Origin of the sequence: Paraburkholderia aromaticivorans, assembly GCF_002278075.1 — a bacterium.
Taxonomy (GTDB): domain Bacteria; phylum Pseudomonadota; class Gammaproteobacteria; order Burkholderiales; family Burkholderiaceae; genus Paraburkholderia; species Paraburkholderia aromaticivorans.
The window spans coordinates 681,864-708,194 of record NZ_CP022990.1 but is presented as its reverse complement, the minus strand read 5'-3'; the positions used below and the strand labels follow the sequence as shown (position 1 = coordinate 708,194).

The 26,331-nt window shown below is 63.9% G+C and carries 29 protein-coding genes; 17 read left to right on the top strand and 12 right to left on the bottom strand.

The features are described from left to right. Window positions 1-67 precede the first annotated feature (67 nt). Window positions 68-1,000 carry a LysR family transcriptional regulator gene (locus tag CJU94_RS22935; protein ID WP_095420976.1) on the top strand — a complete coding sequence of 311 codons (933 nt, stop codon included), beginning with the start codon at window positions 68-70 and terminating at the stop codon, window positions 998-1,000. A gap of 118 nt (window positions 1,001-1,118) precedes the next feature. Here CJU94_RS22935 and CJU94_RS22930 read toward each other — a convergent pair whose 3' ends face one another. Continuing rightward, entirely contained in the window at window positions 1,119-2,612 is a 1,494-nt protein-coding gene (locus tag CJU94_RS22930) for an MDR family MFS transporter (protein WP_095420975.1), read from the bottom strand. Window positions 2,613-2,827: 215 nt separating this feature from the next. Here CJU94_RS22930 and CJU94_RS22925 point away from each other — a divergent pair, with 215 nt between their 5' ends. The 6 genes from CJU94_RS22925 to CJU94_RS22900 all read left to right on the top strand — a co-directional run bounded on the left by CJU94_RS22925 (window position 2,828) and on the right by CJU94_RS22900 (window position 8,332). Further along, on the top strand, window positions 2,828-3,088 hold the full coding sequence (locus CJU94_RS22925) for a DUF1488 family protein (protein ID WP_011492023.1): 261 nt from the start codon (window positions 2,828-2,830) through the stop codon (window positions 3,086-3,088). A gap of 352 nt (window positions 3,089-3,440) precedes the next feature. After that, window positions 3,441-4,592, top strand: a complete 1,152-nt coding sequence (locus CJU94_RS22920; RefSeq protein WP_095420974.1) for a porin — start codon at window positions 3,441-3,443, stop codon at window positions 4,590-4,592. A gap of 235 nt (window positions 4,593-4,827) precedes the next feature. Further along, window positions 4,828-5,136 (top strand): DUF4148 domain-containing protein, encoded by a 309-nt coding sequence (locus CJU94_RS22915; RefSeq protein WP_095420973.1) that lies wholly within the window; start codon window positions 4,828-4,830, stop codon window positions 5,134-5,136. 453 nt (window positions 5,137-5,589) lie between these two features. Beyond that, on the top strand, window positions 5,590-6,225 hold the full coding sequence (locus CJU94_RS22910; RefSeq protein WP_095422752.1) for a carbonic anhydrase: 636 nt from the start codon (window positions 5,590-5,592) through the stop codon (window positions 6,223-6,225). 121 nt (window positions 6,226-6,346) lie between these two features. Next, window positions 6,347-7,066, top strand: coding sequence for a carbonic anhydrase (locus CJU94_RS22905; protein WP_095420972.1), 720 nt, complete (start codon window positions 6,347-6,349; stop codon window positions 7,064-7,066). A 150-nt stretch (window positions 7,067-7,216) separates the two neighbouring features. Continuing rightward, window positions 7,217-8,332: an alkene reductase gene (locus CJU94_RS22900; RefSeq protein ID WP_095420971.1), complete on the top strand. Its 1,116-nt coding sequence runs from the start codon at window positions 7,217-7,219 to the stop codon at window positions 8,330-8,332. 45 nt (window positions 8,333-8,377) lie between these two features. Here the strand turns inward: CJU94_RS22900 and CJU94_RS22895 are convergent, their stop codons facing one another. The 5 genes from CJU94_RS22895 to CJU94_RS41850 all read right to left on the bottom strand — a co-directional run bounded on the left by CJU94_RS22895 (window position 8,378) and on the right by CJU94_RS41850 (window position 12,654). Then, window positions 8,378-8,959 (bottom strand): alpha-ketoglutarate-dependent dioxygenase AlkB family protein, encoded by a 582-nt coding sequence (locus CJU94_RS22895; protein WP_095420970.1) that lies wholly within the window; start codon window positions 8,957-8,959, stop codon window positions 8,378-8,380. Between the two features lie 119 nt (window positions 8,960-9,078). Further along, complete coding sequence (gene treA / locus CJU94_RS22890; RefSeq protein WP_095420969.1) at window positions 9,079-10,752, bottom strand: alpha,alpha-trehalase TreA; 1,674 nt, start codon at window positions 10,750-10,752, stop codon at window positions 9,079-9,081. A 360-nt stretch (window positions 10,753-11,112) separates the two neighbouring features. Further along, window positions 11,113-11,406, bottom strand: coding sequence for a PA14 domain-containing protein (locus CJU94_RS41860; protein ID WP_244221056.1), 294 nt, complete (start codon window positions 11,404-11,406; stop codon window positions 11,113-11,115). Next, window positions 11,381-11,899 (bottom strand): hypothetical protein, encoded by a 519-nt coding sequence (locus tag CJU94_RS41855; protein ID WP_244221055.1) that lies wholly within the window; start codon window positions 11,897-11,899, stop codon window positions 11,381-11,383. Before CJU94_RS41855 ends, CJU94_RS41860 begins: the two co-directional genes overlap by 26 nt. Continuing rightward, complete coding sequence (locus tag CJU94_RS41850; RefSeq protein WP_244221054.1) at window positions 11,896-12,654, bottom strand: hypothetical protein; 759 nt, start codon at window positions 12,652-12,654, stop codon at window positions 11,896-11,898. Before CJU94_RS41850 ends, CJU94_RS41855 begins: the two co-directional genes overlap by 4 nt. A gap of 329 nt (window positions 12,655-12,983) precedes the next feature. Between CJU94_RS41850 and CJU94_RS22880 the strand changes: the two genes are divergently transcribed. Both CJU94_RS22880 and CJU94_RS22875 read left to right on the top strand, forming a co-directional pair. Then, on the top strand, window positions 12,984-13,883 hold the full coding sequence (locus CJU94_RS22880) for a DMT family transporter (RefSeq protein ID WP_095420968.1): 900 nt from the start codon (window positions 12,984-12,986) through the stop codon (window positions 13,881-13,883). Window positions 13,884-14,220: 337 nt separating this feature from the next. Further along, entirely contained in the window at window positions 14,221-15,210 is a 990-nt protein-coding gene (locus tag CJU94_RS22875) for a hypothetical protein (protein WP_095420967.1), read from the top strand. A gap of 144 nt (window positions 15,211-15,354) precedes the next feature. Here CJU94_RS22875 and surE read toward each other — a convergent pair whose 3' ends face one another. The 3 genes from surE to CJU94_RS22860 all read right to left on the bottom strand — a co-directional run bounded on the left by surE (window position 15,355) and on the right by CJU94_RS22860 (window position 17,368). Beyond that, complete coding sequence (gene surE, locus CJU94_RS22870; RefSeq protein WP_095420966.1) at window positions 15,355-16,134, bottom strand: 5'/3'-nucleotidase SurE; 780 nt, start codon at window positions 16,132-16,134, stop codon at window positions 15,355-15,357. A 125-nt stretch (window positions 16,135-16,259) separates the two neighbouring features. Beyond that, window positions 16,260-17,000, bottom strand: a complete 741-nt coding sequence (locus CJU94_RS22865) for an LrgB family protein (RefSeq protein ID WP_095420965.1) — start codon at window positions 16,998-17,000, stop codon at window positions 16,260-16,262. Beyond that, a complete protein-coding gene (locus tag CJU94_RS22860) occupies window positions 16,997-17,368 on the bottom strand; it encodes a CidA/LrgA family protein (protein ID WP_095420964.1) in 372 nt (123 codons plus the stop codon). Before CJU94_RS22860 ends, CJU94_RS22865 begins: the two co-directional genes overlap by 4 nt. A 222-nt stretch (window positions 17,369-17,590) precedes the next feature. Between CJU94_RS22860 and CJU94_RS22855 the strand changes: the two genes are divergently transcribed. Both CJU94_RS22855 and CJU94_RS22850 read left to right on the top strand, forming a co-directional pair. Continuing rightward, entirely contained in the window at window positions 17,591-18,754 is a 1,164-nt protein-coding gene (locus CJU94_RS22855) for an epoxide hydrolase family protein (protein WP_095420963.1), read from the top strand. 530 nt (window positions 18,755-19,284) lie between these two features. Then, window positions 19,285-20,259, top strand: a complete 975-nt coding sequence (locus CJU94_RS22850) for a hypothetical protein (protein WP_095420962.1) — start codon at window positions 19,285-19,287, stop codon at window positions 20,257-20,259. Window positions 20,260-20,304: 45 nt separating this feature from the next. Here CJU94_RS22850 and CJU94_RS22845 read toward each other — a convergent pair whose 3' ends face one another. Further along, window positions 20,305-21,390 carry a TIGR03118 family protein gene (locus CJU94_RS22845; RefSeq protein ID WP_095420961.1) on the bottom strand — a complete coding sequence of 362 codons (1,086 nt, stop codon included), beginning with the start codon at window positions 21,388-21,390 and terminating at the stop codon, window positions 20,305-20,307. Window positions 21,391-21,491: 101 nt separating this feature from the next. Beyond that, window positions 21,492-21,617, bottom strand: a complete 126-nt coding sequence (locus CJU94_RS42285; RefSeq protein WP_279636655.1) for a hypothetical protein — start codon at window positions 21,615-21,617, stop codon at window positions 21,492-21,494. Here CJU94_RS42285 and CJU94_RS22840 point away from each other — a divergent pair. After that, on the top strand, window positions 21,616-22,230 hold the full coding sequence (locus CJU94_RS22840) for an HAD family hydrolase (protein WP_095420960.1): 615 nt from the start codon (window positions 21,616-21,618) through the stop codon (window positions 22,228-22,230). The two genes, CJU94_RS42285 and CJU94_RS22840, sit on opposite strands and share 2 nt — an antisense overlap. Before the next feature lie 86 nt (window positions 22,231-22,316). On the opposite strand, the gene CJU94_RS22835 is transcribed toward CJU94_RS22840, so the two are convergent. Then, entirely contained in the window at window positions 22,317-23,180 is an 864-nt protein-coding gene (locus CJU94_RS22835; RefSeq protein ID WP_095420959.1) for a LysR family transcriptional regulator, read from the bottom strand. A 160-nt stretch (window positions 23,181-23,340) separates the two neighbouring features. Here CJU94_RS22835 and CJU94_RS22830 point away from each other — a divergent pair, with 160 nt between their 5' ends. The 5 genes from CJU94_RS22830 (at window position 23,341) to CJU94_RS22810 (ending at window position 26,169) form a co-directional block, all read left to right on the top strand. Continuing rightward, a complete protein-coding gene (locus CJU94_RS22830) occupies window positions 23,341-23,676 on the top strand; it encodes an ArsR/SmtB family transcription factor (RefSeq protein WP_095420958.1) in 336 nt (111 codons plus the stop codon). Further along, window positions 23,673-24,125, top strand: a complete 453-nt coding sequence (locus tag CJU94_RS22825; protein ID WP_095420957.1) for an SRPBCC family protein — start codon at window positions 23,673-23,675, stop codon at window positions 24,123-24,125. The genes CJU94_RS22830 and CJU94_RS22825 overlap by 4 nt, the downstream gene beginning before the upstream one ends. 39 nt (window positions 24,126-24,164) lie before the next feature. Further along, complete coding sequence (locus tag CJU94_RS22820; protein WP_095420956.1) at window positions 24,165-24,803, top strand: glutathione S-transferase family protein; 639 nt, start codon at window positions 24,165-24,167, stop codon at window positions 24,801-24,803. 37 nt (window positions 24,804-24,840) lie between these two features. Further along, window positions 24,841-25,050, top strand: coding sequence for a hypothetical protein (locus CJU94_RS22815; RefSeq protein ID WP_095420955.1), 210 nt, complete (start codon window positions 24,841-24,843; stop codon window positions 25,048-25,050). A 129-nt stretch (window positions 25,051-25,179) separates the two neighbouring features. Beyond that, entirely contained in the window at window positions 25,180-26,169 is a 990-nt protein-coding gene (locus tag CJU94_RS22810; RefSeq protein ID WP_095420954.1) for an aldo/keto reductase, read from the top strand. Window positions 26,170-26,331 lie beyond the last annotated feature (162 nt).

The following is a 26,331-nucleotide window of genomic DNA, read 5'->3' as shown; positions in this document are numbered from 1 at the left end:
ACATGTTTTCACCAATGTATGAGCCAGATTCATATCCACACCGATTCGTTCGACGCGGAGCCATTCCATGCTTGAGCTTCGCCACCTGCGTTCGCTGATCGCCATTGCCGATTCGGGCAAGCTGGTGGCCGCCGCCGAGCGTGTGCATCTGAGCCAGTCCGCGTTGTCGCATCAGATTCGCGACATCGAGGCGCACTACGAGGTTTCGCTTTTCGAGCGCACCAAACAGGGTCTGCGCTTTACCGCCGCCGGCGAGCGGCTGCTCGCGCTCGGGCGCGAGACGATTGCGGCGGTGAGCGCGGCGGAGCGCGACCTCGTGCGGCTGAAGGGCGACACACGCGGCGAGCTGCGCATCGTGCTGGAATGCCACACCTGCTTCGACTGGCTGATGCCGGTGATGGACGAGTTCCGCCGCCGCTGGCCGGAAGTCGAAGTGGACCTGGTCGCCGGGTTCCACGCGGACCCACTGCGTCTGCTGAGCGACGGCAAGGCCGACGTGGTGATCGGCTCGAAACCGGCGACGCGGCGCAGCCTGCATATCGCGCCGCTGTTCCGCTTCGAGATTCTGGTGGTGATGGCCAACGAGCACCGGCTGCGCAACAAGCGCCGCGTGGTGGCGGACGATCTGCGCGACGAGACGCTGATTACCTATCCGGTGCCCGAGGCACGCATCGATCTGATCCGGGAGGTGCTGGAGCCGGCCGGCATCAAACTCGAACGGCGCACGGCGGAGCTGACCATCGCCGTCATGCAACTGGTGGCGAGCCGCCGCGGCATCGCGGCGCTGCCGAACTGGGGCGTGAAGAACTACGTGGATCACGATTACGTGCTGGCCAAACGGGTCGGTACGCAGGGCCTGTGGAGCGAGTTGTACGCGGTGGCCGCGAAAGGCTTCGCGAGCCGGCCTTACTTCGATGATTTCGTCACGATCGTGCGCGATACGTGCGCGGCGCAACTCGACGGCATCGAGTTGCTGGCGGTGGAAGGCGAAGCGGCCTGACAGCCGTCCGCCTCGTGCGGCAGCGTCAAGAAGCCCGCTCGAACGAGAATGCGTGTGGGCGTGACGCGCTCGCAAGCGGCGCAACGGCTGACCGACGCCGCCGCGCCCGCCATCCATTTCAGTCCTCCAGCGGCGAGAACGCCTCGAGCGGCACCTTCTTCTCGGCCCCGATACTGATCGGGGGCACGAAGGCCAGCAGCACGACCACGAAGATGGCGATCACGAAGATCGAGAGAAAAGTCAGGTGCAGCGACTGATGCAGCACCATGCGGATCGTGCCGCTGTCGCCGAGACTGGCGGTTTGATTTTGCAGCAACGCTCTCAACTGGTCCGACGTGACCACGGCGACCCCCTTCGCGTGGCTCAATCCGAAGTTGAGCACCGCGCCGAACAGCGTCGCGCCCAAGGTGCTGCCGAGATTGCGCGAGAACAGATTCGACGCGGTGGCGCTGCCGCGTTCGTCCATTCTGACGATCTCCTGGATCAGCACCAGCGAACTGACGCTCGACGTGCCCATGCCGAAGCCCATGATGAGCGAGCCGAACGCGGCGACGAGCGGCGAGCCGCCGGGCGACAGAAACAGCAGCAACACCGCGCCGAGCGGAACGAACGCGCTGCCGCCGATCAGAATGCGCCGCAAGCCGAGGCGCTGAAACGACTTCGCCGCGAACGTGGCGCCGGCCGGCCAGCCGACCATCATCATCGTCAGCGCGAGGCCGGCGATCACCGGCGAGCGATGCAGCACGCCCTGCACGTACATCGGCAGAAACGTGGTGGCGCCCATCAGGATCATGCCGGACAGCAAGGTCGCCCCATTGCAGGCGGCAATCGGGCGGCGGCTCCACAGCGCGAAGGAGATCATCGGCTCGGCCGCGCGGCGCTCCTGCCAGACGAACGCCAGCACGCACAGCGCGAACACGCCGCCTGACAGCGAGGCTTGCGCGACCATGTCGTCGCCGGCGTAGGTCAGCGCCATCATGAGCGCGGCAATGGCCGCCATGAACAGCGCCGCGCCACCGAAGTCGATCGACGGGCGCGCATGCCGTTCCGACTCGCGCAGGAACGCGATGAAGCCCGCCGCGGAGGCGAGGCCGATCGGCACGTTCATCCAGAAGATCCATGCCCACGACAGGTTGTGAATGATGAAGCCGCCGACCATCGGACCCACCACCGCCGAAATGGCCCATACGCTCGCGAGATAGCCTTGCACCTTGCCGCGTTCGCGCGCGGGGTAGAGATCGGCGACGATGGTCAGCGTGACCGGCTGGATCGCGCCCGCGCCGACACCCTGAATCAGGCGAAACGCGATCATCGCCGGCATCGACCAGGCGAAGCCGGCCAGCACCGAGCCGAGCAGAAAGATCGCGATGCCGGCCAGCATGACCGGCTTGCGGCCGTACAGATCGGCGAGCTTGCCGAAGACCACGGTCATCGCGGTCTGGGTCAGCAGGAACGACGAGAACACCCAGCTATACAGATGCAGATCGCCGAGTTGCGCGACGATCTGAGGCATGGCGGTGGAAACGATGGTGGCTTCGATGGCGACCATCGCCATGGACGCCATGACGGCGGCAATGACTAGAGGACGCGACGAGTGCGGGTTGCGGGACATGGGCCGGAAGTTAGTATTAGGATGTAAGGCACGTCGGGCAGCGTGACTATTGGCGGCCACGCGTGACGCATCAGCACGGCCGTGAGAGGACGGCCGGTGTCGAGTATGCACCCTGGCGGGAATGTGCGCTTGGGCCGGACAGCGAGGCAAAACCGCGCCGCCTTGGCACAGCGTTTGCGGATTTGAAGCTTTCTTTCAGCAAATGGAGGGGCATTATGAGGATCGAATTCACCGGACGCCGCGAAGTGGTGGCGGCGGCACGCGTCGCCTTCGAAGCCAACGTCGATGGGGCAGACGTCTGGTGCAGCGTGTCGCTGGACGCGCTGAACGACCATTTCGGCAACGACGGTCCGTCGGCCCACAATCTTGTCAACACTTTCGAAGCGAACCGCGCGCGGATTGAAAACGCTACCCGGCGGGTCCTCGAAAAAAACGGCGGACAGTCCGTGGAGCTCGAGTCCGGCGACTTCAACTGAGCCCTGGCTCGCCAGATTCCTGAGTGACGACGAGTCCGGCGTATGCGCCGGGCTCGCGATCCGGATCGCGGCGGGGCCGCTGCCTCGCCGTCCTCGCAATGGTTCACCGTGCCGCGCACGGCTGTTGTACCGATGCAACCCTTTCATTCAGCGCAAGCCCACCTTACGCGTCGCTTCACCTTTCAAACATCCCGTCGGGGCGCAACGCACCGCGATTGCTGCATTTCGATGACGGATTCTTCGAGATTTCGTAAAGGTCTGCTCCAGGGCGCGAGCGTTCGTTTTCACTGCTCGCGTTTCTATACTCGCGTCGCTGTTCAACATGACATTCCAGCTACGCAGGAGCATTGACGTGAAAAAGATTTCCACCGCAGTTGCGGCATTCGTAGGCCTCGCTGCCACCGCGGCGCATGCGCAAAGTTCGGTCACGCTGTACGGCCTCATCGATGCCGGCGTGATGTACACCAACAACGTGAAGAAGGGCGGCTCGCAAGGCGCGCTGGTTCAGGCGACGAGCGGCAATATCAACGGCAGCCGCTTCGGTTTGCGCGGCGCGGAGGATCTGGGCGGCGGCCTGCAGGCGATCTTCGTGCTCGAGAACGGCTTCAACGTGCAGAACGGCAAGCTCGGCCAGAACAGCCGCATGTTCGGGCGTCAGGCCTATGTCGGCTTGAGCAACAAGGAATACGGCACGGTCACGCTCGGCCGGCAGTACGACTCGCTGGTCGACTTCGTCGCGCCGCTCTCGGGCACGGCGGGCACCTTCGGCGATACCGGCTTCGCGCACCCGTTCGACAACGACAATCTGAACCACTCGGTGCGCATGAGCAACGCCGTGAAGTACATGAGCGCCAACTATGCCGGTCTGAAGTTCGGCGGCTTGTACGCGTTTTCCAACAACACCGATTTTGCGATCAATCGTGCCTACAGCGCGGGCGTGAGCTATGCCAATGGCCCGTTCAAGGCGGCTGCGGGCTATTTGCAGATCAACGGCTCGAACTCGACCACCAACACGGGCGGCGCGGTCGATCTCGGCGAATCCACCGCCAACGGCACGGGCGGCTTCCAGCTCGGCGCCGATGTGCAGCGCACGGCCGGCGCCGCGTTGAGCTACGGCTTCGGCCCGGTGACGGCGGGCTTCGTCTATACGCACAGCCAGTTCCAGAACACCGCGTCGTTCGGCGCGACGCACGGCTCGATGCGTTTCGATAACTACGAAGTGAACGGCAAGTACGCTGTCACGCCGGCGGTGACGCTCGGTGCGGCCTACACCTATACGGACGCGCACGTGGGCGGCACGTCGACGTACGGTTCCGATCCGAAATGGAATCAGGTGAACCTGCAGGCGGTCTATGCGCTCTCGACCCGCACCGATGTCTACGCCGAAGCCATGTACCAGCACGTGAGCGGCAAGGGCTACACCGCGTTTATCAACACGGCGGGCGGCGCGTCTTCGACGGGCAATCAGGTGGTGGGCACCGTGGGGCTGCGCGCGCGCTTCTGAGCGTGATGATCGTCTGGCCGGGCGCGGGTCGATATCGATCGATGTCGCTTGATACCGCTTGATACCGCTTGATACCGCGCGGTGCCCGGCCGGCGATTTCTCCAGATTCAACAACAATTCCTTCGATCGCCGGCCGTTATTCCAGGCGGATTCGGCTCCTATATTGAGTTCAGTGCTTGCGCGGAGAGTGATTCAAAGCGCCGCTTATCATCAATTATCGGAGGTAGTTATTACCATGAAGTCCCTGATCAAGGCCGTCGTCATCGTCGCTTCGCTGGCTGCTTCGGCGGCCGTCTTCGCCCAATCGAATTCCGGCATCACGCGCGCGCAGGTGCGCGCCGAACTGGTTCAGCTCGAACAGGCCGGCTATCACGTCGGCGATGGCGACCAAGCCCATTACCCGGACGCGATTCAGGCCGCGGAAGCCCGCATTGCCATGCGCAACAGCGCCGCCAGCGGTTACGGCGGCAGCGTGGCGGGTTCGTCGCAACACGGCAGTCCGGCTGTGTCGCCGGCCGACTGGAACGCGATGTACAGCCGTTGATTCGACGGCTTCGACGCAATTGTGCGGGATGGGGCGCAACGAGGTGCCGCGTGGCTGCCTGCGTTGCGCTGATGCGTTTTAGCGATGCGACGATGCGCGCTCATGCGCCTGCGCACACCTGCCTGAGCGCAGTGCTGCGCGCGTCGCCGGGGGTTGGAAAGGACTCTTCCAGCGTGGCGTATATATCCGCTTCGTCGGCATGGGTAAAGTAGTCATGCACGCACGGTTCCCGGTGTGCGAGCGAGAGAGTTTGCCCCGGCTGGAGACAGCTGGGGCTTTTTTATTGGGCGCGGGAAATCAACGCGTGATCGACGATGCCTCGTTGCCGTTCATGCATGGGAGGCCGTCGAGACCGCGGCTGCGGTATAGTCGCGCGGATAGACCGCCTGCTTGCTTTGGACCGTGGTCACGGTTTCGGGCACGCAGGCTCATTCTTCGATCTTGGAGAACACCGTGCAGGAAATCATCGAGGGTTTGATCCGTTTTCAACGCGAAGTCTTTCCGCAGCAGAGCGCCTTGTTCAAACGTTTGTCCGCGGCGCAAAGTCCCAGTGTGCTTTTCGTCACCTGCTCGGACAGCCGGGTCGTGCCGGAACTGCTGACGCAGACCGAACCCGGTTCGCTGTTCGTGATCCGCAATGCGGGCAACATCGTGCCGTCTTATGGTCCCGAGCCGGGCGGCGTCTCGGCCACTGTCGAGTACGCCGTGGCCGTGTTGGGCGTTCGCGATATCGTGATTTGCGGCCACTCCAATTGCGGCGCAATGACGGCGATCTCCACGTGCATGAACATGGACCATCTGCCGGCGGTGGCGAGCTGGCTGCGTCACGCGGATGCGGCCAAAGCCATCAACGCGTCGCGCACCTATCATTCGGATGCGGAGTGTCTGGAGGCGTTGGTCAAAGACAACGTCATTGCGCAGCTCGCGAACATTCGTACGCATCCTTCGGTAGCGGTCGGACTTGCGAACAAAAAGCTGCAACTGCACGGCTGGATCTTCGATATCAAAAGCGGTGTGATGCTCGCGCTCGACGGGCGCACCGGCGAGTTCCTGCCGTTGGTGGACAACCCGGACATCTACGCCGTGTAACTTGAAGTTTGAACCTGTGAGGCGCACGATGAGACGTTTGCTCGTGCGCGCTCAGGCTTGCACGGTTCAGGCCGATCTGCGCTGCGCCGCCGGGCATTGCCCATGACATGGGAGGCGAGCCATGTGCGAGCGTCATCTGTCTTCTCCGGGGCGGCGCGATCTGCTGTTGGCCGGTGCGTCGGCGATCACGCTGGCAGGCTGGTCCCGGCACGATGCGATAGCGGCGGACCCGCCGGCCGCCAATGCGCCGAATTCGATTCCACCTGCTCAAGCGCTCGAACGGTTGATGCAGGGCAACGCCCGCTACGCCGCGAATACCGCTTCAAACAAGGACTATTCCGCGGGCCGCGCGGCGCGCGTTGCCGCGCAATATCCGATCGCCGCCATTGTCGGCTGTGCGGACTCGCGTGTCGCGCCGGAACTGGCTTTCGATCAGGGGCCGGGTGATCTGTTCGTGGTGCGCGTGGCGGGCAATTTCGTCAACGACGATATTCTCGCGAGCCTCGAGTATGGCGTCGAATTCCTCGGCGTGCCGCTCATCATGGTGCTCGGACACACGCAGTGCGGCGCGGTGAGCGCCACGGTCAAGGTGGTGCAGGAGGGCGCACGGTTGCCCGGCCATCTTCCCGAACTGGTCCGCGCGATCAAGCCGGCCGTGCGAATGGCGCAGGCGCATCAGGGCGCCGATCTCGTCGCGCAAGCCACGATCGAGAACGTCAGGTTGAACACCAACCGGCTGGCGCTGTCCAAACCGCTCATCGGGCAATATGTGAAGAGCGGGAAGGTCAAGGTTGTCGGCGGCATTTACGATCTGGCAACGGGCAAGATCGCGCTGCTCTGACGCGCCGCGGTCCGCATCTTGCTGTCTGTGCTCGCTCTGCCTGTCAACTTGACTTCATCCGGCAAGCCAATTCCGGCGCCGATTGCAGGAATGCCCCGCAACAACGCCGGGCCGCCTTGCAATGCTTTGCCTCTTCTTCCAGGGAATGCCATGTCAACTGATTCCGCGCGTATCGATAGTTACCTGTTCGAACCCGTCAAGCTAGGACCGCTGCAACTGCCCAATCGCATCGTGATGGCGCCCCTCACGCGCAGTCGCGCGAAGGAGGGCGACGTGCCGGGCGAACTGGCCATCGAGTACTACGCGCAACGCGCGTCGGCGGGACTGATCATTGCCGAGGCGACGCAGATTTCGCCGCAAGGCAAAGGCTATGTGTTTACGCCCGGCATTTATGACGACGCCCAGGTGCAGGCGTGGCAGCGCATTACCGAGGCCGTGCACCGGAAAGGCGGCCATATTTTCCTGCAGCTGTGGCACGTCGGCCGCATTTCCCATCCGTCATTGCAGCCGGGCCACGCGTTGCCGGTCGCGCCCTCGGCGATCAAACCTGAAGGCGAGGCCTATACCGACGAAGGTTTCGTGCCGCTCGTCACCCCTCGCGCGCTCGAAACGGGGGAAATAGCGGGCATCGTCGAGCAATATCGCGTGGCTGCGCAAAACGCGAAGGCCGCCGGTTTCGACGGCGTGGAGATTCACGCGGCAAACGGCTATCTGCTCGACCAGTTCCTGCGCGACAAGACCAATCGGCGGACCGATCAATACGGCGGCTCGATCGCGAATCGCGCGCGCCTTCTGCTGGAAGTGGCCGATGCGGTGACCAGCGTGTGGGGCGGCGAGCGGGTAGGCGTGCGGATTTCACCGCTCAGCAGTTTCGGCGATATTGCCGACAGCAATCCCGAGCCGCTTTTCAAACATGTCGTGCAGCAGCTCAACACCCGCAAACTCGTCTATCTGCATGTGATCGAGGGCGACACGGGCGGCCCGCGCGAAGTGCCGGGCGGCTTCGACCTGCAGGTTCTGCGCGAAGCGTTCGACGGCCTCTTCATGGCCAACAACGGCTACGACATGGAACTCGCGCAGCGCACGCTCAAGGCGAAGCGGGCGGATCTGATTGCCTTCGGACGCCCTTTCATTTCCAATCCCGACCTGGTGGAGCGGCTTAAACGCGGCGCGCCGCTGAACGAGCCGGATAAAGACACCCTGTATGGCGGTGGCGCCGAAGGTTATATCGATTACCCGACGATCGAGCAGGAGGCGCAACGCTGAGGGCCGCGCCTGTTGCTCGGCCCGTTAGGGTGGTCGGCCGACTAGTCAGCCGCTGTAGCAGCGAAACGCGAGGCTGATGCGCGGGCCGGTTATGTCGGCCAGTTTGGGAATGCTATGCTCATGAGTGAATTGCGACGCATAGCTCATGACAAGGCAACTGCCGGGCTCCAGTTCGATATGCACGGTCCGGCCGGAGCCTGCCTTTGGCCGGATCGACATGCGGCGGCTCGCGCCGAGTGAGACGATCGCAATGGGCTGAGCGGGCAGGAGCTTGTCCGTCTTGTCGCTGTGAGGCGCGACGCTGTCGCTGCCGTCGCGATAGAGATTGAGGCCGACGCGATTGAACGGCGCGCCCACGAGCGCGCGAACGGCCTCGAAGGCTTCGCCCAACGGCGCGGGGAGATTGCCGGCTTCGCGCGCGAAGGTGGCGATAAGGCGCGGCACGGCCACCTCGCGGTCGTACATCATGCGCTGCTGGCTGAGCCAGCCGATATTGTGCAGCGACGCCTCGAACCACTGTTGCGCCGTGCCAGCCGCGATCGACTCGGGCAAATAGCGAATTCCGCCTTCCGCGTCGTGCAGAACGGAGACAGGCTCGGGCGCGAATAGGGCTTGCTGGAACACCATGTGCGGACTTTGGCTGGCAGCCGCCGCCCGATCAGGAAGCGAAGGGCGGTGCGGGTAAAATCATTATACTGTGTTTTTATACAGTATTTTGGTTTGCCGCGACCGCCCTTCGCGCAGCCTTATTGGCCGGGGCTGTATAGATCGAGCAGCTGGAGCGTCACGCCATTGGTCCAGCCGAAACCGTCCTGCAGCGGATACTCGCCACCGCCGCCACCGCCCGTTCCCGCGCCTTCTACCACGTATTTTTCGACCAGTTTCCGGTCGGACGCATAGACGCCTTTGACGTCGGTGAGAAAACGCGTGCCGATCTGTTTTGCAAGCGCGTCCTGCCCGTAACGCTTCAAACCCTGGATGGCGACCCAATGCAGCGGCGCCCAGCCGTTCGGCGCGTCCCATTGCTGCGTCGTGTCGTAAGTCGTGGTGACGAGACCGCCCGGTTGCAACAAGGTGGACTGCACCTGCTGCGCCGTCTTCAGCGCGCGATCCGGCCACGCCGCGCCCACGAACAGCGGAAACACCATCGCGGCGGTCTTGTTGTCGCGTGCTTTCGCGAGCTTCCAGTCATAGTCGCCGTAGTAGCCGTTGGCGTTCCACAAATAGCGGTTGATGCCGAGCGCACGCTTCGCGGCGCGTTGCGCGAATTCGCCGACGCAGCGGAAATCGCGCGTCTCGCCGCAACCTTTCGCGATCGTGATCTCGAGGTGGAACATCAGGCTGTTCAGGTCGACCGGAATGATCGACGTGGTGCGCACCGTCGCGAGCGTCATGTTGTCGCCGAACCAGCGCGAGCTGAAATCCCAGCCGCTCTCGGCGGTGGCCCGTAATTCGCGGTAGACCTCGTTCGGATTGCGGCCAGTGGCCTGCTGCGCGGTCTGAATGTCCTCCAGATACGATTCGTCGCGCGGCGTGTCGAGTTCATCCCAGTAGCGGTTGAGCACCGTGCGATCCGGCATCACGACCACATTGCGGGTCGCCGAGCCGGGTTGCGTGGTGTTCTCTCCCTGCATCCAGTACGCGTATTCCTTGCGTAACGCCGGCAAGTACTTCTGGTAGACGCCATGGCCTTCCACCTTTGCCGCGAGCTCCACCATGTGCGAGAAAAACGGCGGCTGCGAGCGGTCGAGATAGTAGGTGCGATTGCCGTTCGGAATATGCCCGAAGGTATCGATCTCGTAGGCGAAGTTGTCGAGCATGTCGTCGACGAGATTTTCGTTGCCCGATTCCTGCAGCCCCAGCATCGTGAAATAGGTGTCCCAGTAGTAGCCTTCGCGGAAGCGTCCGCCGGGCACCACATACGGTTTCGGCAACGGAATGAGCGAGCTGTTCGGCGGCGCGCTCGTGGTGGTGCGGGTCAGGGCCGGCCATAACCAGTTGATGTGTTCACGCAGCGTCTGGTTCGCGGGCGGCGTGATGACCGGCTCGCCCGGCGGCGTGAAGTACTGGTTGATGAAGTTCGCCAGCGAAAAACCGGGGTTGTTTTTCTGCTGCGCGTACAGTTGCACGATCGTGGCGGGATCGGCATTCGGCGTCGCATCGACGAAGGTCTTTTGGTCCGGATAGATCTGTGCCGTTTGCACGGCCACGAAGAGATCGCCGTAGAGTTTGTCGGGCGCGGGCGGCAGCGTGCCGCCCGCCTGAGTGTCGGCGTGACAGACGCCGGCGAGACTGATCAGGAAAACGAAGCTTGAAGCGGCCGCTATGCGGTGAAGCCGTGCCGATTCAGTGATGCGGAACGAGCGGCGATCTGCGATGCCGGCGCGTTCGGCGCCGCGCAATTGCGATGACTCAATCATGTCTCCTCCAGAGGAATGGACAACAGGATTGGTCTGCCTCGCGCCCCTTTTTCTTCTCATGATGGCCGGGGCGTGGCTAGCATCGCACACATTACGGGGCGATTCAAACGGCTATGCAAGCGGCATGCGCAGCGCGCGCACGCAGCTGCGCTGCACAAGCCGGCAGGCAGTGGGGCGACCACGGCCGGCTCCGTCAAACGTCTTTCAGTTGGACGTCACGAGCGAATCGGACGGCACGATCCACAGTGCGCCGGGGTGGTTCGCCGCCGGGTTCGACCAGAGCGGATGCATGCTGGCCGGCCCCGTGCCGTGCACATACTCGACCTTGATCGACGCGCGCTGCTTCGCGGCGAGCCAGGTCTAGCCGCTCACGCTCGCTTGCGTCGCGGTCTTCTCGTCGATGACCTTCACGCCGTTGAGCCACAGGCGCGCCACGGTGTCGCTGTCGATCGAGAACGTGTAGAGCCCGGTCTGGGCCGCCTGGATTGCGCCGGTCCAACGCACACCGCAGTTCGTTGCATTGATGCCCGCGGAGGCGTCAGGCGAGTCGGTGCCGCGCTCGGTGTTCAGATCGAAGTCGATCAACGGCGTAACCGAGGTCTTGACGGGGGCGCTCGCGAAGCTCGGATCATTGCAGTAGCCGACCTGCAGCACCGGCAGCTTCGCGTTGAAACCACCTGTCAGCGCTTGAGTCTCCGAGGTCTGCCACGGATGGCCGTCCGGATAGATCGTCCCCCTGGAAGGGCGTCGCCGGTTCGACCGTGGCCGGCGCGCCCGGCACCTGGCCACAGTGGAAGCGGGTATTGGTGCGGCCGATCATCCGCTCCCACACGATAAAGCCCGTGCTGCCGCCGTAGTTCGAGACGATGCCCGCCATGGTTTGACCCGTGGTGCCCGGAAAGCCCCGTTGCAGGGTTTCCGAATTCAACGCGCCGATAGTGCCGCCGTTCGCCGGACCCGTGTACGGGTTGCCGTACGGATGGAACGCGTAGAAGTCGGAGAAGTACGTGCCTTCGTCCTCCTGCACTTGCGGCGCGTTGACGGGCTGCGTGGCGCCCGCGTTCAGGATGGCGACGCGCGCGTCGATCATCCGCACCGCGCGCGTGGCCTGCAATGCGCCATTGCCGCTGCAGCCGGGTTCGTTCATCGTTTCCCAGAAGATGATGCGCGGGTCGTTGCGATGCGGCGCGACGAAGTCGGTGATGTAGCTCGCCAGACTGGCCTTATACGTGACAGCGGAATTGGCCGCCGTCGGCTGGAAATACGCCTGTTCCACCGGCGTGCCGGGCGACTGCACCCACTGGCTGTTGTGCACGCCCCAAACCGGCGCCGGCTGCGGGCCGTATTGCGTCGTGGGGTTCCAGCAGTCGTCGTAGAAGATCGGTGGGACCTTGATGCCAGACGCGCGGCGATTTTCAGCAGGTTCTCGAACTTGCTCAGGAATGCCACACGATCGTTCGCCCATACCAGGTAATGCAGGTAGACCGCGATCGTGTTCAGGCCGTAGGTCTGCGCATAGGTCAGTTCACGGTTGACGATCTCCGGATCGTAGTTCTCCGGGAAGTCGATCGCGTTCACCGCGTTGGAGGGCGTATAGACCGCGCCGACCACCTTGGAGAAGTCGTAGCTCGGCGACTTCACGGTCGGGTACGTGCGGATCGTGATGTTGCTGAAGCCCGCGCCGACGCCGAAACGCCGCAGGCCGAAGCTGCCCGACTGGAACACGGCGGGCAGGGCGTTGGTGGCGTCGTTCACGTTGATCACGCGCTGCTGGTCGAGGTCCACGGTGATGGCCGTGTCGCTCGCCGTGACCTTCAGATGGTGCGTGCTGCCGCCGACCGGCGCGCTGACCGTCACGTCCGCTTCGTAAGACGCGGTGGCGTAGGTGCTGGCGAGCGCCACGGTTTTGTCTCCCGCGCCTGTGCCGTTGGTGGGCGGCGCGGGAATGGCGATGGTCGAGTTGTCGGCGCCGGGGCCCCAGGCTTGCATCGATCCCGGTGCGAGGTTAGTTTCTGGAACCTGTATCAGTGATTCCCCCCGGATTGTCCGACGGCGAAGATCGCGCTAGGCGAAGTGGAAAGCGGCGCCGTCATGCGGATTGGATCGATGTCGCGCTGCCGGTCGATCCTTCGCGAGTGCGCAGGCATAATCCGTGTTCCAACGACGCTGGCTGCGCAGCCGGCACGCCAAAACGAGCCGTTGCGCCGCAGCGCGCAGCGCGAGGAAACTTCATGCCGCCCATCACCGCCATCCGCTCGAGCGCCGTGCCACTGCGCAGCGTTGCGCTGATCCTCGTGGCGATGTTCAGCTTCGCGCTGGTCGACGCGCTCGCCAAGTCCGTGGCGCTCGCCTATCCCGCCAACGAGGTGACGTTCTTTCGCATGCTGTTCGGCCTGGTGCCGGCCGTGGCGGTGTGCCTGCACGGCAAGCCGATCGGCGAGCGGATCCGGCACATGGACGTGCGCGGGCAGACCCTTCGCGCGCTGACGCTGCTCGGCGCATCGGGTCTCTTTTTCGCGGGTCTGCCCTACATGCCGCTGGGCGACGCGGTGGCGATCGTGTACTCGGAGACCTTGCTGGTGATCGTTCTTGCTCCGCCGTTGCTGAAGGAAACGCTCAAGCCGCGCGATGCGCTCGCCGCCGCGGTCGGCTTTGTCGGCGTGCTGTTCGTGGTGCGCCCGGACGGCTCGCATTCGAACTGGCTCGGCCCCATGCTGCTGATCGCGAGCGCCTTCTTTGGCGCGCTGTCGATCATTCAGATCAAGCGCATTCGCGCCACCGACGATTCGCGCACCACGGTGCTGTATTTCACGGCGCTCGGCACGATCGTCACCGGCGCTTCGCTGTTTTTTGCGTGGCGTACACCTTCTGCGCAGGCGCTCGCGGTCATGGCCTTGCTCGGCGGGTTCGCCACGGCCGGGCAGTTGCTGATGACCATGGCGTTCCGTCAGGCCGATGCCGGCGCGCTCGCGCCGTACAACTACACGAGCATCGTATGGGCGGCATTGTTCGGCTACGTGATGTGGGGTGAGACGATCGGCGCGGCGTCGCTGCTCGGCATTGCGTTGATAGTCGGCAGCTCGATTGCCGTTGCTGTGCGCGCAAAGCAGGCCGAGGGGGCGCTCGTATAAGCGCGACCGGCCGTCCATCGGAAACCCGCAGGCGCCGTGCGCCGGTTCGTTTCGCAGTTCCAGCGGTCCCAGGAAGGAAGCGGCGCGAATCAGGCTTTTTCGGCCAACGAGTCAGGCCTGATCGGACTATTCGACGTCCGAAGGATATCAATAGACAATGGACGCATCCAGTTCGCGCGCGCTCTCGTAGGTGCCGTATTCGGCCGGACCTTGCGGCTGCGCATTCGCAGTCGTTGCAGTGGCATCGCGCGCTCGATCGCCGCTGACCCTCTGATGATTTCGGGCGCGTTTGCGAACCCGCAGGCGCGCACGCTCCACGACAGGAAGGGGGCATTTCATGCATGGCGAATCCAGGAAGATCGTTCTGACAGGACTCGTCGTCAGCGCACTGGCAATCGCGGCATATGTCTCGCAGGCCGGCAAAGCGTGGCTGTCGACAGACGAATTCGGCGCGGCGCGCGATGACGTGCCGGTCCATCGAACGCGGGGCGACACCATCAGCGGCGTGGTCATAGCGGGGCCGGCCGCCCGCAGCGATGCAGCGAGCGGAACGAGCTTACCGGGCGCGGCGGCCCGCGGCCTGCAGGCAGCGCGCGATAGTCTGCAGCGCAACGACCTCGCCGCCGCGCAGGCTCAACTGGACGCGATTCGTGCCGCGCATCGGGACGACGCTCGGGTGCGCGCATTGCAAGGCGACGTGCAGGCGCGCGCCGACGCTGCTCAGCGCGCATTGGCGGTTGAGCGAGCCGGGACGACGCTGCGACCTGCTTCGAAGCCGGCGCGGAAGTCGTCGTCACCGATGCGGCACGGCCGGTCGCGCGAGAACCGTTTTGCCTCCCACAACCAGAGCCTCGATGGGTCGAGCGATGCGAGGAGTCAGGCGGCGTTGGACAACCTGGTGGCGCGTCTCGACAGCAATGGCGCGCCCAGCGCGAAAACGCGCGCTAGTGTCGGACCGCCTGAGGCAAGTCAACCGTCGGCTCTCGCTGCAAGGGCGAAAGCGCCACAGAGCGCGAGCAGCGCTCCCGTCGCAGCGTCGGCATCGTCTGGCCAACAGCGTACGCCGACGCCGCTAGCGGCCTCCACTTCGCCGGCGCGCCCGCAGGCCGAACTGACCGCGCAAACCACGGTGCTGTCAGCGCCGTTGGTTCAGTCCACGTCGTCCGGCGACACGACGGCGAAAACAGACGGCGGCCCGAAAACCCGCGCACAGGTGCGCGCGGAGATCGAACGTGCGCGCGGAAACGGCAGCCTCCCCGCGTTCGGCAATCCCGATCCCGCGGGGCCCGGCGGGGCGCCGAGCCTGACCGGCGCGCCACGTCCGTGAGGCACGGCAAGCGGGCGAATAACGAAGGGCTAACGGGCTGACCCGCTCACTATCGGCGACCTCGGCGACCTCGGCGAACTCAGCGAACTCAGCGAACTCAGCGAACTCAGCGAACTCAGCGAACTCAGCGAACTCAGCGCACGGCTACCCCAGCGACGCCGCGAGCCGCGCGAAGACGGGTTCGTCGGTGCGCTCGAAGGCGAGCGGCGTGACCGACACGCGGCCTGAGGCCACCACCGCCGTTTCGCTGTCGGAATCGTTCGCGCGCGCGCCCCGTTGAAAGCGCAACCAGTGATAGGCCATGCCGCGCGGATCGACTTGCGGCAACACGCCGATATCTTCGACGAGTCCAACCCCCTGGCGAGTCGGCGTGAGCGGGCCGGCAAGCGCCGCGTCGACATCCGGAAAGTTGATGTTCAGACAGGTCGGCGCGGCATGCTCGATGGCGAGCAACTGGCGGATCACGCCGGGCGCGAGCGCGCGAGCCGTGTCCCAGCGCACGTTGTCGCGGTCACTGAAGGTCTGGCTCAGCGCGAACGACGGCAAGCCCAGCAACAGGCCCGTCATCGCGGCGCCGACGGTGCCCGAGAACATTGTCTCCACGCCGAGATTGCCGCCGCGATTGATGCCGGAAAGAATCAGCGTGGGCGGCGCGTCGCGCATCAGGTGGCGCACGCCCATCACGACGCAATCGCCGGGTGTGCCGGCCACGCCGAAACGCCGCTCGCCCTGGCGGCTCACGCGCAGCGGCGAATGCAGGCTGATCGAATGCGACGTGCCGCTCTGATCGTGCTCGGGGGCGACCACCCAGACTTCGTGCGCCAGTTCGGCGGCGACCGCTTCGAGCACGGCGAGGCCGGGGGCGTCGATACCGTCGTCGTTGGTCAACAGTACGCGCGGCACTCTGGATTCATAGGCAGACATCGCGGCAAACTCCGTTCGGTCGGTGAGGGAAGCGTCATTATCCAGCCAACGCCCGGTGGGCGCGTTGAAGCGCAGCGAGCGGCGTTCAGCGGGCCCTCCAGTTGCCGAGTCGGCCAGCGGAGCGCTCAACCAGTCAACCATCGCGTTGCGAGCGGCATCAAGACCGGCACGACGAACGCGGTGAACACGCCATTGAGCCCCATGCCCAGCCCGGCGAACGCGCCCATTTCCCCGCTCACCTGAAAAGCGCGCGCCGTGCCGATGCCATGCGACGCAATACCGAGCGCGAAACCACGCACCTCGGGTTCGACAATGCGCAGCGTGTTGAGAATGGCGCGTGCGAACACGGCGCCGAATACGCCCGTCGAAATGACGAGCACGGCCGTCAAGGAGGGAATGCCGCCGATCCCGGAAGCGACCGCCATGGCGATCGGCGTGGTCGCCGATTTCGGTGCAAGCGATGCGATCGTTTGATGCGAGGCACCGAACAGCGCGGCCACACCGACCGCCGAGACAATGGCCGTCAATGATCCGGCGACGAGCCCGCCGAAGAGCGGCACGGCAAAGCGGCGCAGTTTCGGCCACTGCCGGTAGAGCGGCAGCGCGAGCGCCACTGTCGCGGGTCCAAGCAGAAAGTGGACGAATTGCGCGCCTTCGAAGTAGGTCGCGTACGGTGTGCGCGTCACTTCGAGCAGTGCCACGAGCAGCGCCACCGCGATCAGCACCGGATTGGCAAGCGGATTGAAGCGCGCCTTCGCATAGAGGGTCTGGGCGATCAGGTAAGCGATCAGCGTGATCGTCAGCCCGAGCAGGGGCGTCGCGGCGAGATAGACCCAGATGGCGCCGAGCTTCGGAATGGCCGTCATTGCGCGGCCTCCGTCGCGCCGGGGTCACGGTGCTGGCGGCGCATCAGCGCGCGTGTGACGAGCGCCGCCACGGCAATGGCGAGAGTCGTGCTGAGCGCGATGGAGACGATCACCGCGACGGCGTCGCCACGAATCCGGCTCGCCGACATCATGATGCCGACACCCGCCGGCACGAACAGCAAGGACAGATGGCGCAGCAATTCGAGCGCGGTCGGCTCGATCGCATCGGCGGTCTGCGGACGCAGCATGACGAAGCCGAATAACAGCAGCATGCCGATCACAGGCCCTGGCACCGGTATGTGGAACACGTACGAAACACCTTCGCCGAGGCACTGAAAGGTGAGCAGGACAGCGAGCGCTCCAAGCATGGCAGTCTCCAGGACGCAAAACGGAAAATGCGCCATTGTGTACCATGCAGTTTGCCTCGTGCTTGCTCGCTGACCTGGTTGCTTGACTTCGTTGCTTGACTTCGTTGCTTGGGTCGATTGCTCGGGGCAATTGCTTGAGTCAGCCTCAATGAACGCCGCGCGGACTTCGCTGTCGAGCGCGGGCGCGCACGTCAACCCTCCCACTGTGCCGGACGATTTGCCATGCACATAGAACCGTTTCAGATTGCAATTGCGGATCAAGACATCGACGATCTTCGCCGGCGCATTCGCGCGACCCGCTGGGCGCCGGCCACGCCGTCGCCCGCCTGGCAGCAGGGCGTCGATGCTGCGTGGCTGCGCGCACTGGCCGAGTATTGGGCCGCGCATTTCGATTGGCGTGCCGCCGAGCGCGGCTTGAATCAGCAGCCGCAATTCCTCGCTGACGTCGCGGGGCAGCGCGTGCATTTCGTCCACCGGCGTGGCGTGGGCCCGGCGCCTTATCCGTTGGTGATCACGCATGGCTGGCCTGGGTCGTTCGTCGAGTTCCGTCACCTGCTCGACCGCTTGTGCGACCCGGCCGCCTTCGGTGGCGATGCCGCCGACGCCTTCGATGTCGTCGCGCCTTCGCTGCCGGGCTTCGCGTTCTCGCCAGCACCCGCGCGACCCGGCATGTCCGCGTTTCAGGTGGCGGACCTGTGGGCGTCGCTGATGCGCGGGCTAGGCTACGAGCGCTTCGGCGCTCAAGGCGGCGATCTCGGCGCTGGCGTATCGATCGCGCTCGCCGCGCGGCATCCGCGAATCGTTGACGGCATCCATCTGAACTTCCTGCCGGGTTCGTACGAGCCGGCCGAAGGGGCGGCTCAGAAACCGCTGACATCGGCAGAAGAAAAATTCTTGCGGGAAAAAAACGAATGGGTCGCCCTCGAAGGCGGCTATGCGCACATGCACACCACCAAACCGCGGACGCTGGCGGCCTCGCTCAACGATTCGCCCGTGGGCTTGGCGGCATGGATCGGCGAGAAGTTTCGCGCATGGAGCGATTGCGAGGGCGACGTCGAGCGCGTGTTTTCGAAAGACGAACTGCTCACTAACATTTCGCTTTACTGGCACACCCAGTGTATCGGCCCGGCGATGCAGATGTACTGGGAAAACCGCTTGCAGCCGATGCGCTTCGGCGAAGGAGAGCGCGTCGTACCGCCCGTTGGATTCGCGCACTTTCCGAAGGAGATCCATCATCCGCCGCGCAGTTGGCTCGAAAGAACCTTCGACGTCGTGCAATGGACCGACATGCCGGCCGGTGGTCATTTCGCGGCGATGGAAAAACCCGATCTGCTCGCCGCGGAGGTTCGGCGGTTCTTCAGACCGCTGCGACAGCAGCGGCGCTAATTCGAACGCGACCATCCTGTTGCGCGAAGCGGTGTTATTGCTGGCGCGCAAGCGAGGTTTTTCTCTGACTCGACCAATGGCGAAAGCACAGGCTGATATGTCGGCATCGCGCATTCATCTGACTTTAAAAGTTACGAGGGATGCTCCCGGGCAAAGGGAATCAAGCCCGCACGCAATCGCTAACAAGTAAGTTATTCGCGCATCCACAACAACGCATCCGCAATTATTGCGAGGAGCCGAAGGTCCACATCAACCTCGACGGCATCCGCGTCGCGTCTCTCTGCGTTTTGGCGGAAAGGTGCCGCACGGACGTGAAACGATAGGTCATACGTGATATCTGCGCCCCGGCTCATCCGACTCCATCGCCGCAGATCAGCGTGCCCGGCTCGCATGTGAACGAGCTGCGGTTTCCACTACAGCGCACCTTGCGGGAGCTGTTCGACCCCACGGTGAAAACAGGTGATCAACCTCCGGCAGTACGGCGGCGCGCTGAAATAGCGGACTGTCGCCGACATGGGGTGAGGAGCAGTGTGAATCTATTCCCTTGCACTCTGGTCTATGTGGATGTCGAGGCGAAGCCGGGTCCCAACTCGACGAATCGCGACCCGCTCTCGTACGTGAGCCAGGCAATCTGCCTGAATAACAGCTTGCGGCGCGTGGGCATGCCGGCACTGACCATCATGACGAACGCGCCCGCGCTGGTCGCGCATCGTCTCGCGAACATGCCGGCGGCGAACCGGCCGGCGGTGACGACACTCACAGCGACGATCGAGCTGCCGAAGAACACGCCGTTCTACGCCGCGCATTTCAAACTCGATCTGATGGACCAGGTGGCAGAGACCTTGCCCGCCGACACGATGATGCTATTGCTCGACGCCGACATGGTGGCGCTGCTTCCGCTCGAGCCCGACCTGATCGAGCGATGCGCGCGAGCCGGCGTCGGCGCCTTCGATATTTCCGATCAGGTCTTTCCGGCGTACGGCAGTGAACGCGTGGTCGCCGATCTGGAAATCGTCGCGGGCGGGCGGCTCAGGAATCCTCGTTGGTATGGCGGCGAGTTTCTGCTTGCGACGCCCGCGTCGCTGCGGCGGCTCGTGCCGCGCGCGCGGGCCAGTTACGCGCGCTATCTCAGCGAAAGCGCGCGTCTGAGGCATCACGGTGACGAGGCGTTTATTTCGGCCGCGCTCAATGCGCTGGTCGACGAGGGCCAGGCGCTGATCGAAGTGGGCGCGTACCAGGCCGTGGGTCGTCATTGGCCCGGTAACAACTATCGCGATCTGCGGTGGTTTCGCTGCTGTTCTTTCGTTCATTTGCCAGGCGGCAAGACGCTGCTCGAAAAGGAAGCCCGTTTCGACGATTTCGCGCCGGACCGTTTCTGGCGTCACCTGCGCGTGGCGCATTTGCGCGGCCGCGTGCGCCACGCGGTGAAGCGCGTCGCGAGGATGCTGAGCGTGGAGCGGCTCGCGACGCTGTCCGCGTATGCGCTGCGCAGCGTGAAGAGCTAGCCGCCTCGCTCAGGTAGATGTGGCGGTAAACGCTCGCGCCGTCGGTCACATCTTCACGTCGATGCGTCCATAGACGCCGTCCGCTTCATCGTTCGGCCCTGCGGCGAAAAATAGCGTGTTGACCGGCTGATTGCTGAGCCCGTTACCGAACGCGATGCCCCACAGACCGTGCTGGACGAACGGACTGCCGTCAGGCAGATTGATGGCGCCGAGCGATTGGCCGCTCACCGGATCGAATGCGTTGATCGTGCCGTCACCGAAGTTACCGACCAGCACGTCGCCGCTGAACCGCCCGAAATTGGCCGGCGCCTGCGTCACGCCCCACGGCGCATTCAACGCGCCCGCCGAAGCGAAACGCTGCAACAGGTTGCCCGCCGTATCGAAGATATCGACGAAGCCGAGGCCGGCGCCGTCGACGTTATCGTGCGCCTGCGCGTCCTGTTTCGCGTAGGTCACGAAGAGTTTGGCGCCGATTGCCTGAATGCCGAACGGCGCGAAGCCTGCCGGTATCGACGCATCCTGAAACTTGCCCGGCGTTAAAACCTTCGCGAAGCTCTTGTCGAATACGTCGATGCGGTTGTTGTGGAAGTCGGCGGCATAAAGGAAGTTGGCGCCGCCGTTACTGGCTAGCGCGAGGCCTTTGTAGACAGCGCCGCTGCTGCCGTTGTCGAACACGACGAACGCGGTGGTCGGGCCGACAGTCGGTGCCCACGCGGTGATCGTGCCGCCTTCTCCGGCAAAGATGAAAGCGCCCACGCCGGACTTGCCGCCTTGCGTCACGACGAAGTCAGTCGTGCCGTTGAACACGATACCGGTCGGGTTCGCTGGTCCATTGGTTCCATTCGGAATGCTGACGACCAGCGACTGTGGCGTGCCGTTGCCGTCATAGAGCGTGGCGACCGATGTGGCGTTGTCCGCCACCCAGACGAAGCCTTTCGGATTGAACGCAACGCCCCACGCGTTCTTCAAGTGAGGGTCCGTATGCGCTGCCGCGACGGCGCCGTCCGATACGAGCGCGGTCGATGTATACGATTGCATACTCACCGAATCAGACCCGCCGCACGCTGCGACGAGACTCACCAATGCCGCGCCGCCCACGACGGCACTCAATGCCTTAAGCACAGAATTCATGGTCGCACCTCTCTGTCCTGACCGATGGTCATTGCGCCTATTGAACGCGCGGCGTTGCGGCTTTATTCCATTGGCCGAAAAGTTTTTTGAGCGCCGTGTGCCTACAGTTGCTCGCCGCGGGCAGTCGTGGTTTTGGCGATGCACAATAGCAGGCGGCGACCGTTCGGCGTGATCGCGCTGCACGGTTCCTTCATTTCTGAAATGTTGCGACGCGAGGCCGACAGCATGACCGTATCCATCACGCTGGTTCTGTTCGACATGGAAGGGGTTCTGTCTCACTACGACCGCACGGCGCGGGCCGAGCATCTGGCGGCACGCGTGGGCCGCACGCCCGAAACCGTGCGTTACGCGATCTGGGGATCGGGCCTTGAAGCGCGCGCGGACGCGGGCGAGATCGGCGATGACGACTATCTGCGCGAGTTAGGCATTCTGTTGAACTGCCCGATCAACCGTGACGATTGGCTCGCAGCCCGTCGCGCGTCGATTACGCCCAACGAGGCGGCGCTCGAAGTTGCCGCCAAGGTTGCCGAACGCCACCGCATCGCAGTGCTGACGAACAATTGCCGGTTGTTGACCGAGCACATCGGCTATCTGAATCCGCCGGTGGCGCGGCTGTTCGGCCCGCATGTTTATTCGTCGGCGTCTTACGGCGCCGCGAAACCGGCGGCGCAGACCTATCTGCGCTGCCTCGATCAACTCGGCGTGCCGGCGGCCCAAACGCTTTTCGTCGACGACACGGCGGCCAATGTGAGCGGCGCGATCGATGCGGGGTTGCACGGACACCGCTTCGTCAGCGTCGAGGCTCTGTCGCGCGAGTTGCAATCTCGCGGACTGATCTGACGGCTGTGTTGAGAGTCGGGTTCGTTAGCGTTCTTTGGCATTCGTTAGCCGCTGAAATTCTGATCGTTCTGGACCAGTTCGTGCACTCACTCGCTGAACACACGCACGCACATGCTCAAGCGACGCTGCGGATAGAGAATCGAGAGCGGTGCGGGCGGACCCAGGTGGCCGCGGAGAATTTCACGCAGCGCGCCGGCTTCAATCGCCTTCGCGACCATGAAGCGCGGCACCTGGATCAAGCCTAAGCCTTCCAGCGCGGACATCACATACACCTGAGCGTCGTTGACCGCGAGTTTGCCATTCAACTGCTTTCTGGCGACTGCGCCGTGCGCTTCGAACTCGAACGGATAGACCCGTCCCGTGCGCGCGGAAAAGTAATTCACCGCGCAATGCCGGTCGAGATCGTCCGGAGTTGCGGGTTCGCCCATCTGTTCGAGATAGGCGGGGGCGGCGCACGTCGTCATGCGCACGCTGCCGAGTGAACGTGCCACCAGGTTCGAATCGTCGAGTACGCCGATGCGGATCACGCAGTCCACGCCTTCCTGCACGAGATCCACATTACGGTCGGCCAGTCCCAGCTTCACCGTGATGTCAGGATAGCGTGCGTGGAAATCGCGCATCACCGGAATCAGCACGTTAGACGCGAACGAGGCGGACGTATCGACCCGGATCGTGCCGCGCGGACTCTGACGCTTGCTCGATAACGCCGACTCGGCGTCGGACACTTCGGCGAGAATGCGCGTGCAGTATTCGTAGTAAAGCGCGCCGTCCTCGGTGACCTGCACGCGGCGCGTCGTGCGGTTCATGAGACGCGTGCCCAGATGAGTTTCCAGATTCTGCACCAGCGTCGACACCGAGGCGCGTGGCATCGCCAGCGAGTCGGCGGCCTTCGAGAAACTCGACGCGTCCACTACGCGCTTGAACACTGCCATGCCCTGAAGGATGTCCATACAGTGCTGTCCTCTGGAAACCGTGTGAAGCCGTAACCGCGAATCGTTGGAATCATAGCCGCCCAGCGTTCGCGAAGAACAGTACGAGGCGGCCTACGGTTTCACGGACTCCATCGCCAAAGACCTTGACTCCTTGCTCCCGGAGACTATAGTTCACCATATGGTGAAGTCTCCAGTCAGCCAACTCGATCGCACGTTTTCCGCCCTCGTGGACCCCACGCGGCGGGCCATCCTCGCGCGTCTCGAGCGCGAGCCCGGCCTCTCGGTGTCGGAAATCGCGCGTCCGTTGCCGCTCAAACTGCCTGCCGTCATGAAGCACCTCGACGTGCTGAGCGACGCAGGACTGGTGGCGCGCACGAAGCATGGCCGAACCGTCACGGTGGAACTGGTCGCCGGCCCGATGGAAGAAGCCATGGCGTGGTTGCGGCGCTACGATCGCTTCTGGTCCGCGAGCCTCGACCGGCTTGCCGATTTCGTGGAGAGGAACGAGGAATGATCCGGCAAAAGCCCAGCCTGACCATCGTGCGGCGCATCAAGGCAGCGCCCGAAAAAGTTTATGCAGCGTGGACGCGGCCCGAACTGATGGCGCGCTGGTGGGGGCCCGACGCCGGACCGGTGCTGAGCGCCGAAGCCGATCCGCGCGTGGGCGGCCGTTTTCGCGTGGTGTTCCAGACGCTGGACGGCGAAACGCACGACTGCCGCGGCGAGTACCGGGAAGTCGAAGTGGACCGCAAGCTCGTTTTCACCTGGGAGTGGGTAACGCTGCCTGAACGCCGGTCGCTGGTGACCATCCGCTTTCGCCCGGTCGAAGAAGGCACCGAACTGAATTTTACGCACGCGCAGTTCTTCGACGAGGCCGCGCGCGATGGCCATCTGGCCGGCTGGACCGGAGCATTCGAGAAGCTGGACACATTGATTGCCGAGCTGGAAAACGCGGGCGAATAAAGTTGGTTCCAGGCAGTTCAACGCAGATCGAGGTCGACCATGAAGCTCTACTATGCTGAAACGCTGTCCCCCAGAAAAGCCTGCGCCATGGCGGGGTATTTAGGCTTGCCAATCGAATATGTATTTGTCGATCTGCGCAAGGGCGAGCAAACCAGACCGGACTACCTCGCGATCAATCCGAACGGCAAGGTGCCGTGTCTCGTCGACGGCGATAAAAGCATATGGGAATCCGACGCGGTGATCTGCCGCCTTGCGCAGCGCGCGGAATCCGGGCTGTGGCCGCAGAACGCGCAGCAGCAGATCGAAATCATGCGCTGGTTCAGCTGGAACAATCAGCATCTATACCGGCACGCCGGCTCGCTTTACTTCGAGTATCTGATCAAACCGTGGGTCGGACTCGGCGCGCCCGAACCGGCGAAAGTCGCTGAAGCACAGGGGTTTTTCCGCAAACATGCCGCCGTCCTCAACCAGCATTTGAAGGGGCGCAAGTGGCTGCTGGGTCATGACATGTCGGTCGCGGATTTCTCCGTCGGCGTCACGCTTCCGTACGCGAAGAGCGCGGCGATGCCTCTCGACGAGTTTCCGGAAGTACAGCGCTGGCACGATCAATTGAATGCGATCGAGGCATGGCGCAATCCGTTTCCGGTGCGCGAGGAGCGCGCCGCGGCGAATGCCTGAAGGATGCGTCATGTGCTGCGCGATAGTTGCACTGGCGATGACCTTGCTTGCCAGCTGGCGAAGCGTGTCGGGCTCGCTTGCGGGCCGAACCGGACGGCTGCGCGGGATCGCGATCGCGGTCATCGCGATCGGCGCCGCAGCGGGGTCCGCGATGGCGGCGGATCGGTTCGCGGCGGCGAGCGGTGGCGAGTCGTCTGTGATCGCGCGGCCTGGCAGCATGCCGATCTGTGGTCGCTTCATCCGCTAGTGGTGAGTAGCGCTTCGGCGCGCAAACGGATCCCTTGCGGTTGTGCCGGTTTAACCCGCGCTCAACGCGCCGTGCTGATTTGCCGTATCGTACTGAGTCACTGTACTGCGCGCGAATCGAGGGCACGTCATGGCACTTTCATCCGAAAACGCCGCAAAGCTTTGCGGGAGACGTCGTTTTCTACTCGCAGCGGGCAGCACGGCAATGGGTCTGTCGGCCTCGCTCGCTTTACCGAGGGCGGCACCGGCGCAAACGCCGACTCAATCCCAATCCGAAGCCACGACCCCGCCGCCGCGCATGGCGCAACGCGTGATTCCCGCCACGGGCGAGCGGTTACCCGTGATTGGTTGCGGTACGTGGCGCACCTTCGATGTCGGCAACGATCCCGCGGCTCGCGCGCAACTCGCCGACGTTCTGCGCATCCTGTTCGAGGCGGGTGGTTCGGCGATCGACTCCTCACCGATGTACGGGTCCTCCGAAGCGGTCGCCGGTGCGTTGCTCACGCAGCTCGACGCGCACAAGCGGGCCTTTGTCGCCACCAAGGTCTGGACCGAAGGACGCGAGGCGGGTATCGCGCAGATGGAGGAATCGTTGCGCCGTTTTCAGCAGCCGCGCATCGACCTGATGCAGGTGCATAACCTGCTCGACTGGCGCACGCAACTCGCCACCCTGCGCGAATGGAAAGCGCGCGGCCGGATTCGCTATATCGGCATTACGCACTATACGTCGAGCGCATTCGACGAAGTCGCGGCGGTGATGAGCCGCGAAAAACCCGACTTCGTCCAGATCAACTACGCAGCGGACGACCGCGCCGCTGAAACGCGCATCTTGCCGCTCGCCGCGGAGTCGGGCATCGCGGTCGTGATCAATCAGCCTTTCGGAGGCGGCGGACTGCTGGCCCGCGTCGGCAAAACACCGCTGCCTGCATGGGCAGCGGAAATCGGCTGCACGAGCTGGGCGCAGATTCTTTTGAAGTTCGTGCTCGCGCAACCGGCGGTGACGGTGGTGATTCCGGGCACAGGGCGTCCACACTACATGGCGGACAATGTGCGGGCCGGTTCGGGCCCAATACCCGACAAGGCGATGTGCGCACGAATCGCGGCGGCGGTGAACGGCTAGCTAATGGCCTGCGTATTATTCGCGCTAAATCCTCGGTGAACTCTCCAGCTAGTTCAAATTCAACTTCGTTCGAGGGTATTCGCTTCTGCGAATGCGCCATAGCATAATCCGGCGCGAAGAAAAATAACCTTTCCCGTAGTCAACACCGATATTGCGACGCTT

Coding starts and splice junctions, on each gene's coding strand:
- CJU94_RS22935 (WP_095420976.1), top strand. CDS start 68: ATGCTTGAGCTTCGCCACCTGCGTTCGCTGATCGCCATTGCCGATTCG.
- CJU94_RS22930 (WP_095420975.1), bottom strand. CDS start 2,612: ATGTCCCGCAACCCGCACTCGTCGCGTCCTCTAGTCATTGCCGCCGTC.
- CJU94_RS22925 (WP_011492023.1), top strand. CDS start 2,828: ATGAGGATCGAATTCACCGGACGCCGCGAAGTGGTGGCGGCGGCACGC.
- CJU94_RS22915 (WP_095420973.1), top strand. CDS start 4,828: ATGAAGTCCCTGATCAAGGCCGTCGTCATCGTCGCTTCGCTGGCTGCT.
- CJU94_RS22905 (WP_095420972.1), top strand. CDS start 6,347: ATGTGCGAGCGTCATCTGTCTTCTCCGGGGCGGCGCGATCTGCTGTTG.
- CJU94_RS22900 (WP_095420971.1), top strand. CDS start 7,217: ATGTCAACTGATTCCGCGCGTATCGATAGTTACCTGTTCGAACCCGTC.
- CJU94_RS22895 (WP_095420970.1), bottom strand. CDS start 8,959: ATGGTGTTCCAGCAAGCCCTATTCGCGCCCGAGCCTGTCTCCGTTCTG.
- treA (WP_095420969.1), bottom strand. CDS start 10,752: ATGATTGAGTCATCGCAATTGCGCGGCGCCGAACGCGCCGGCATCGCA.
- CJU94_RS41855 (WP_244221055.1), bottom strand. CDS start 11,899: ATGAACGAACCCGGCTGCAGCGGCAATGGCGCATTGCAGGCCACGCGC.
- CJU94_RS22880 (WP_095420968.1), top strand. CDS start 12,984: ATGCCGCCCATCACCGCCATCCGCTCGAGCGCCGTGCCACTGCGCAGC.
- CJU94_RS22875 (WP_095420967.1), top strand. CDS start 14,221: ATGCATGGCGAATCCAGGAAGATCGTTCTGACAGGACTCGTCGTCAGC.
- surE (WP_095420966.1), bottom strand. CDS start 16,134: ATGTCTGCCTATGAATCCAGAGTGCCGCGCGTACTGTTGACCAACGAC.
- CJU94_RS22865 (WP_095420965.1), bottom strand. CDS start 17,000: ATGACGGCCATTCCGAAGCTCGGCGCCATCTGGGTCTATCTCGCCGCG.
- CJU94_RS22860 (WP_095420964.1), bottom strand. CDS start 17,368: ATGCTTGGAGCGCTCGCTGTCCTGCTCACCTTTCAGTGCCTCGGCGAA.
- CJU94_RS22855 (WP_095420963.1), top strand. CDS start 17,591: ATGCACATAGAACCGTTTCAGATTGCAATTGCGGATCAAGACATCGAC.
- CJU94_RS22845 (WP_095420961.1), bottom strand. CDS start 21,390: ATGAATTCTGTGCTTAAGGCATTGAGTGCCGTCGTGGGCGGCGCGGCA.
- CJU94_RS22840 (WP_095420960.1), top strand. CDS start 21,616: ATGACCGTATCCATCACGCTGGTTCTGTTCGACATGGAAGGGGTTCTG.
- CJU94_RS42285 (WP_279636655.1), bottom strand. CDS start 21,617: ATGCTGTCGGCCTCGCGTCGCAACATTTCAGAAATGAAGGAACCGTGC.
- CJU94_RS22835 (WP_095420959.1), bottom strand. CDS start 23,180: ATGGACATCCTTCAGGGCATGGCAGTGTTCAAGCGCGTAGTGGACGCG.
- CJU94_RS22830 (WP_095420958.1), top strand. CDS start 23,341: ATGGTGAAGTCTCCAGTCAGCCAACTCGATCGCACGTTTTCCGCCCTC.
- CJU94_RS22825 (WP_095420957.1), top strand. CDS start 23,673: ATGATCCGGCAAAAGCCCAGCCTGACCATCGTGCGGCGCATCAAGGCA.
- CJU94_RS22820 (WP_095420956.1), top strand. CDS start 24,165: ATGAAGCTCTACTATGCTGAAACGCTGTCCCCCAGAAAAGCCTGCGCC.
- CJU94_RS22815 (WP_095420955.1), top strand. CDS start 24,841: ATGACCTTGCTTGCCAGCTGGCGAAGCGTGTCGGGCTCGCTTGCGGGC.
- CJU94_RS22810 (WP_095420954.1), top strand. CDS start 25,180: ATGGCACTTTCATCCGAAAACGCCGCAAAGCTTTGCGGGAGACGTCGT.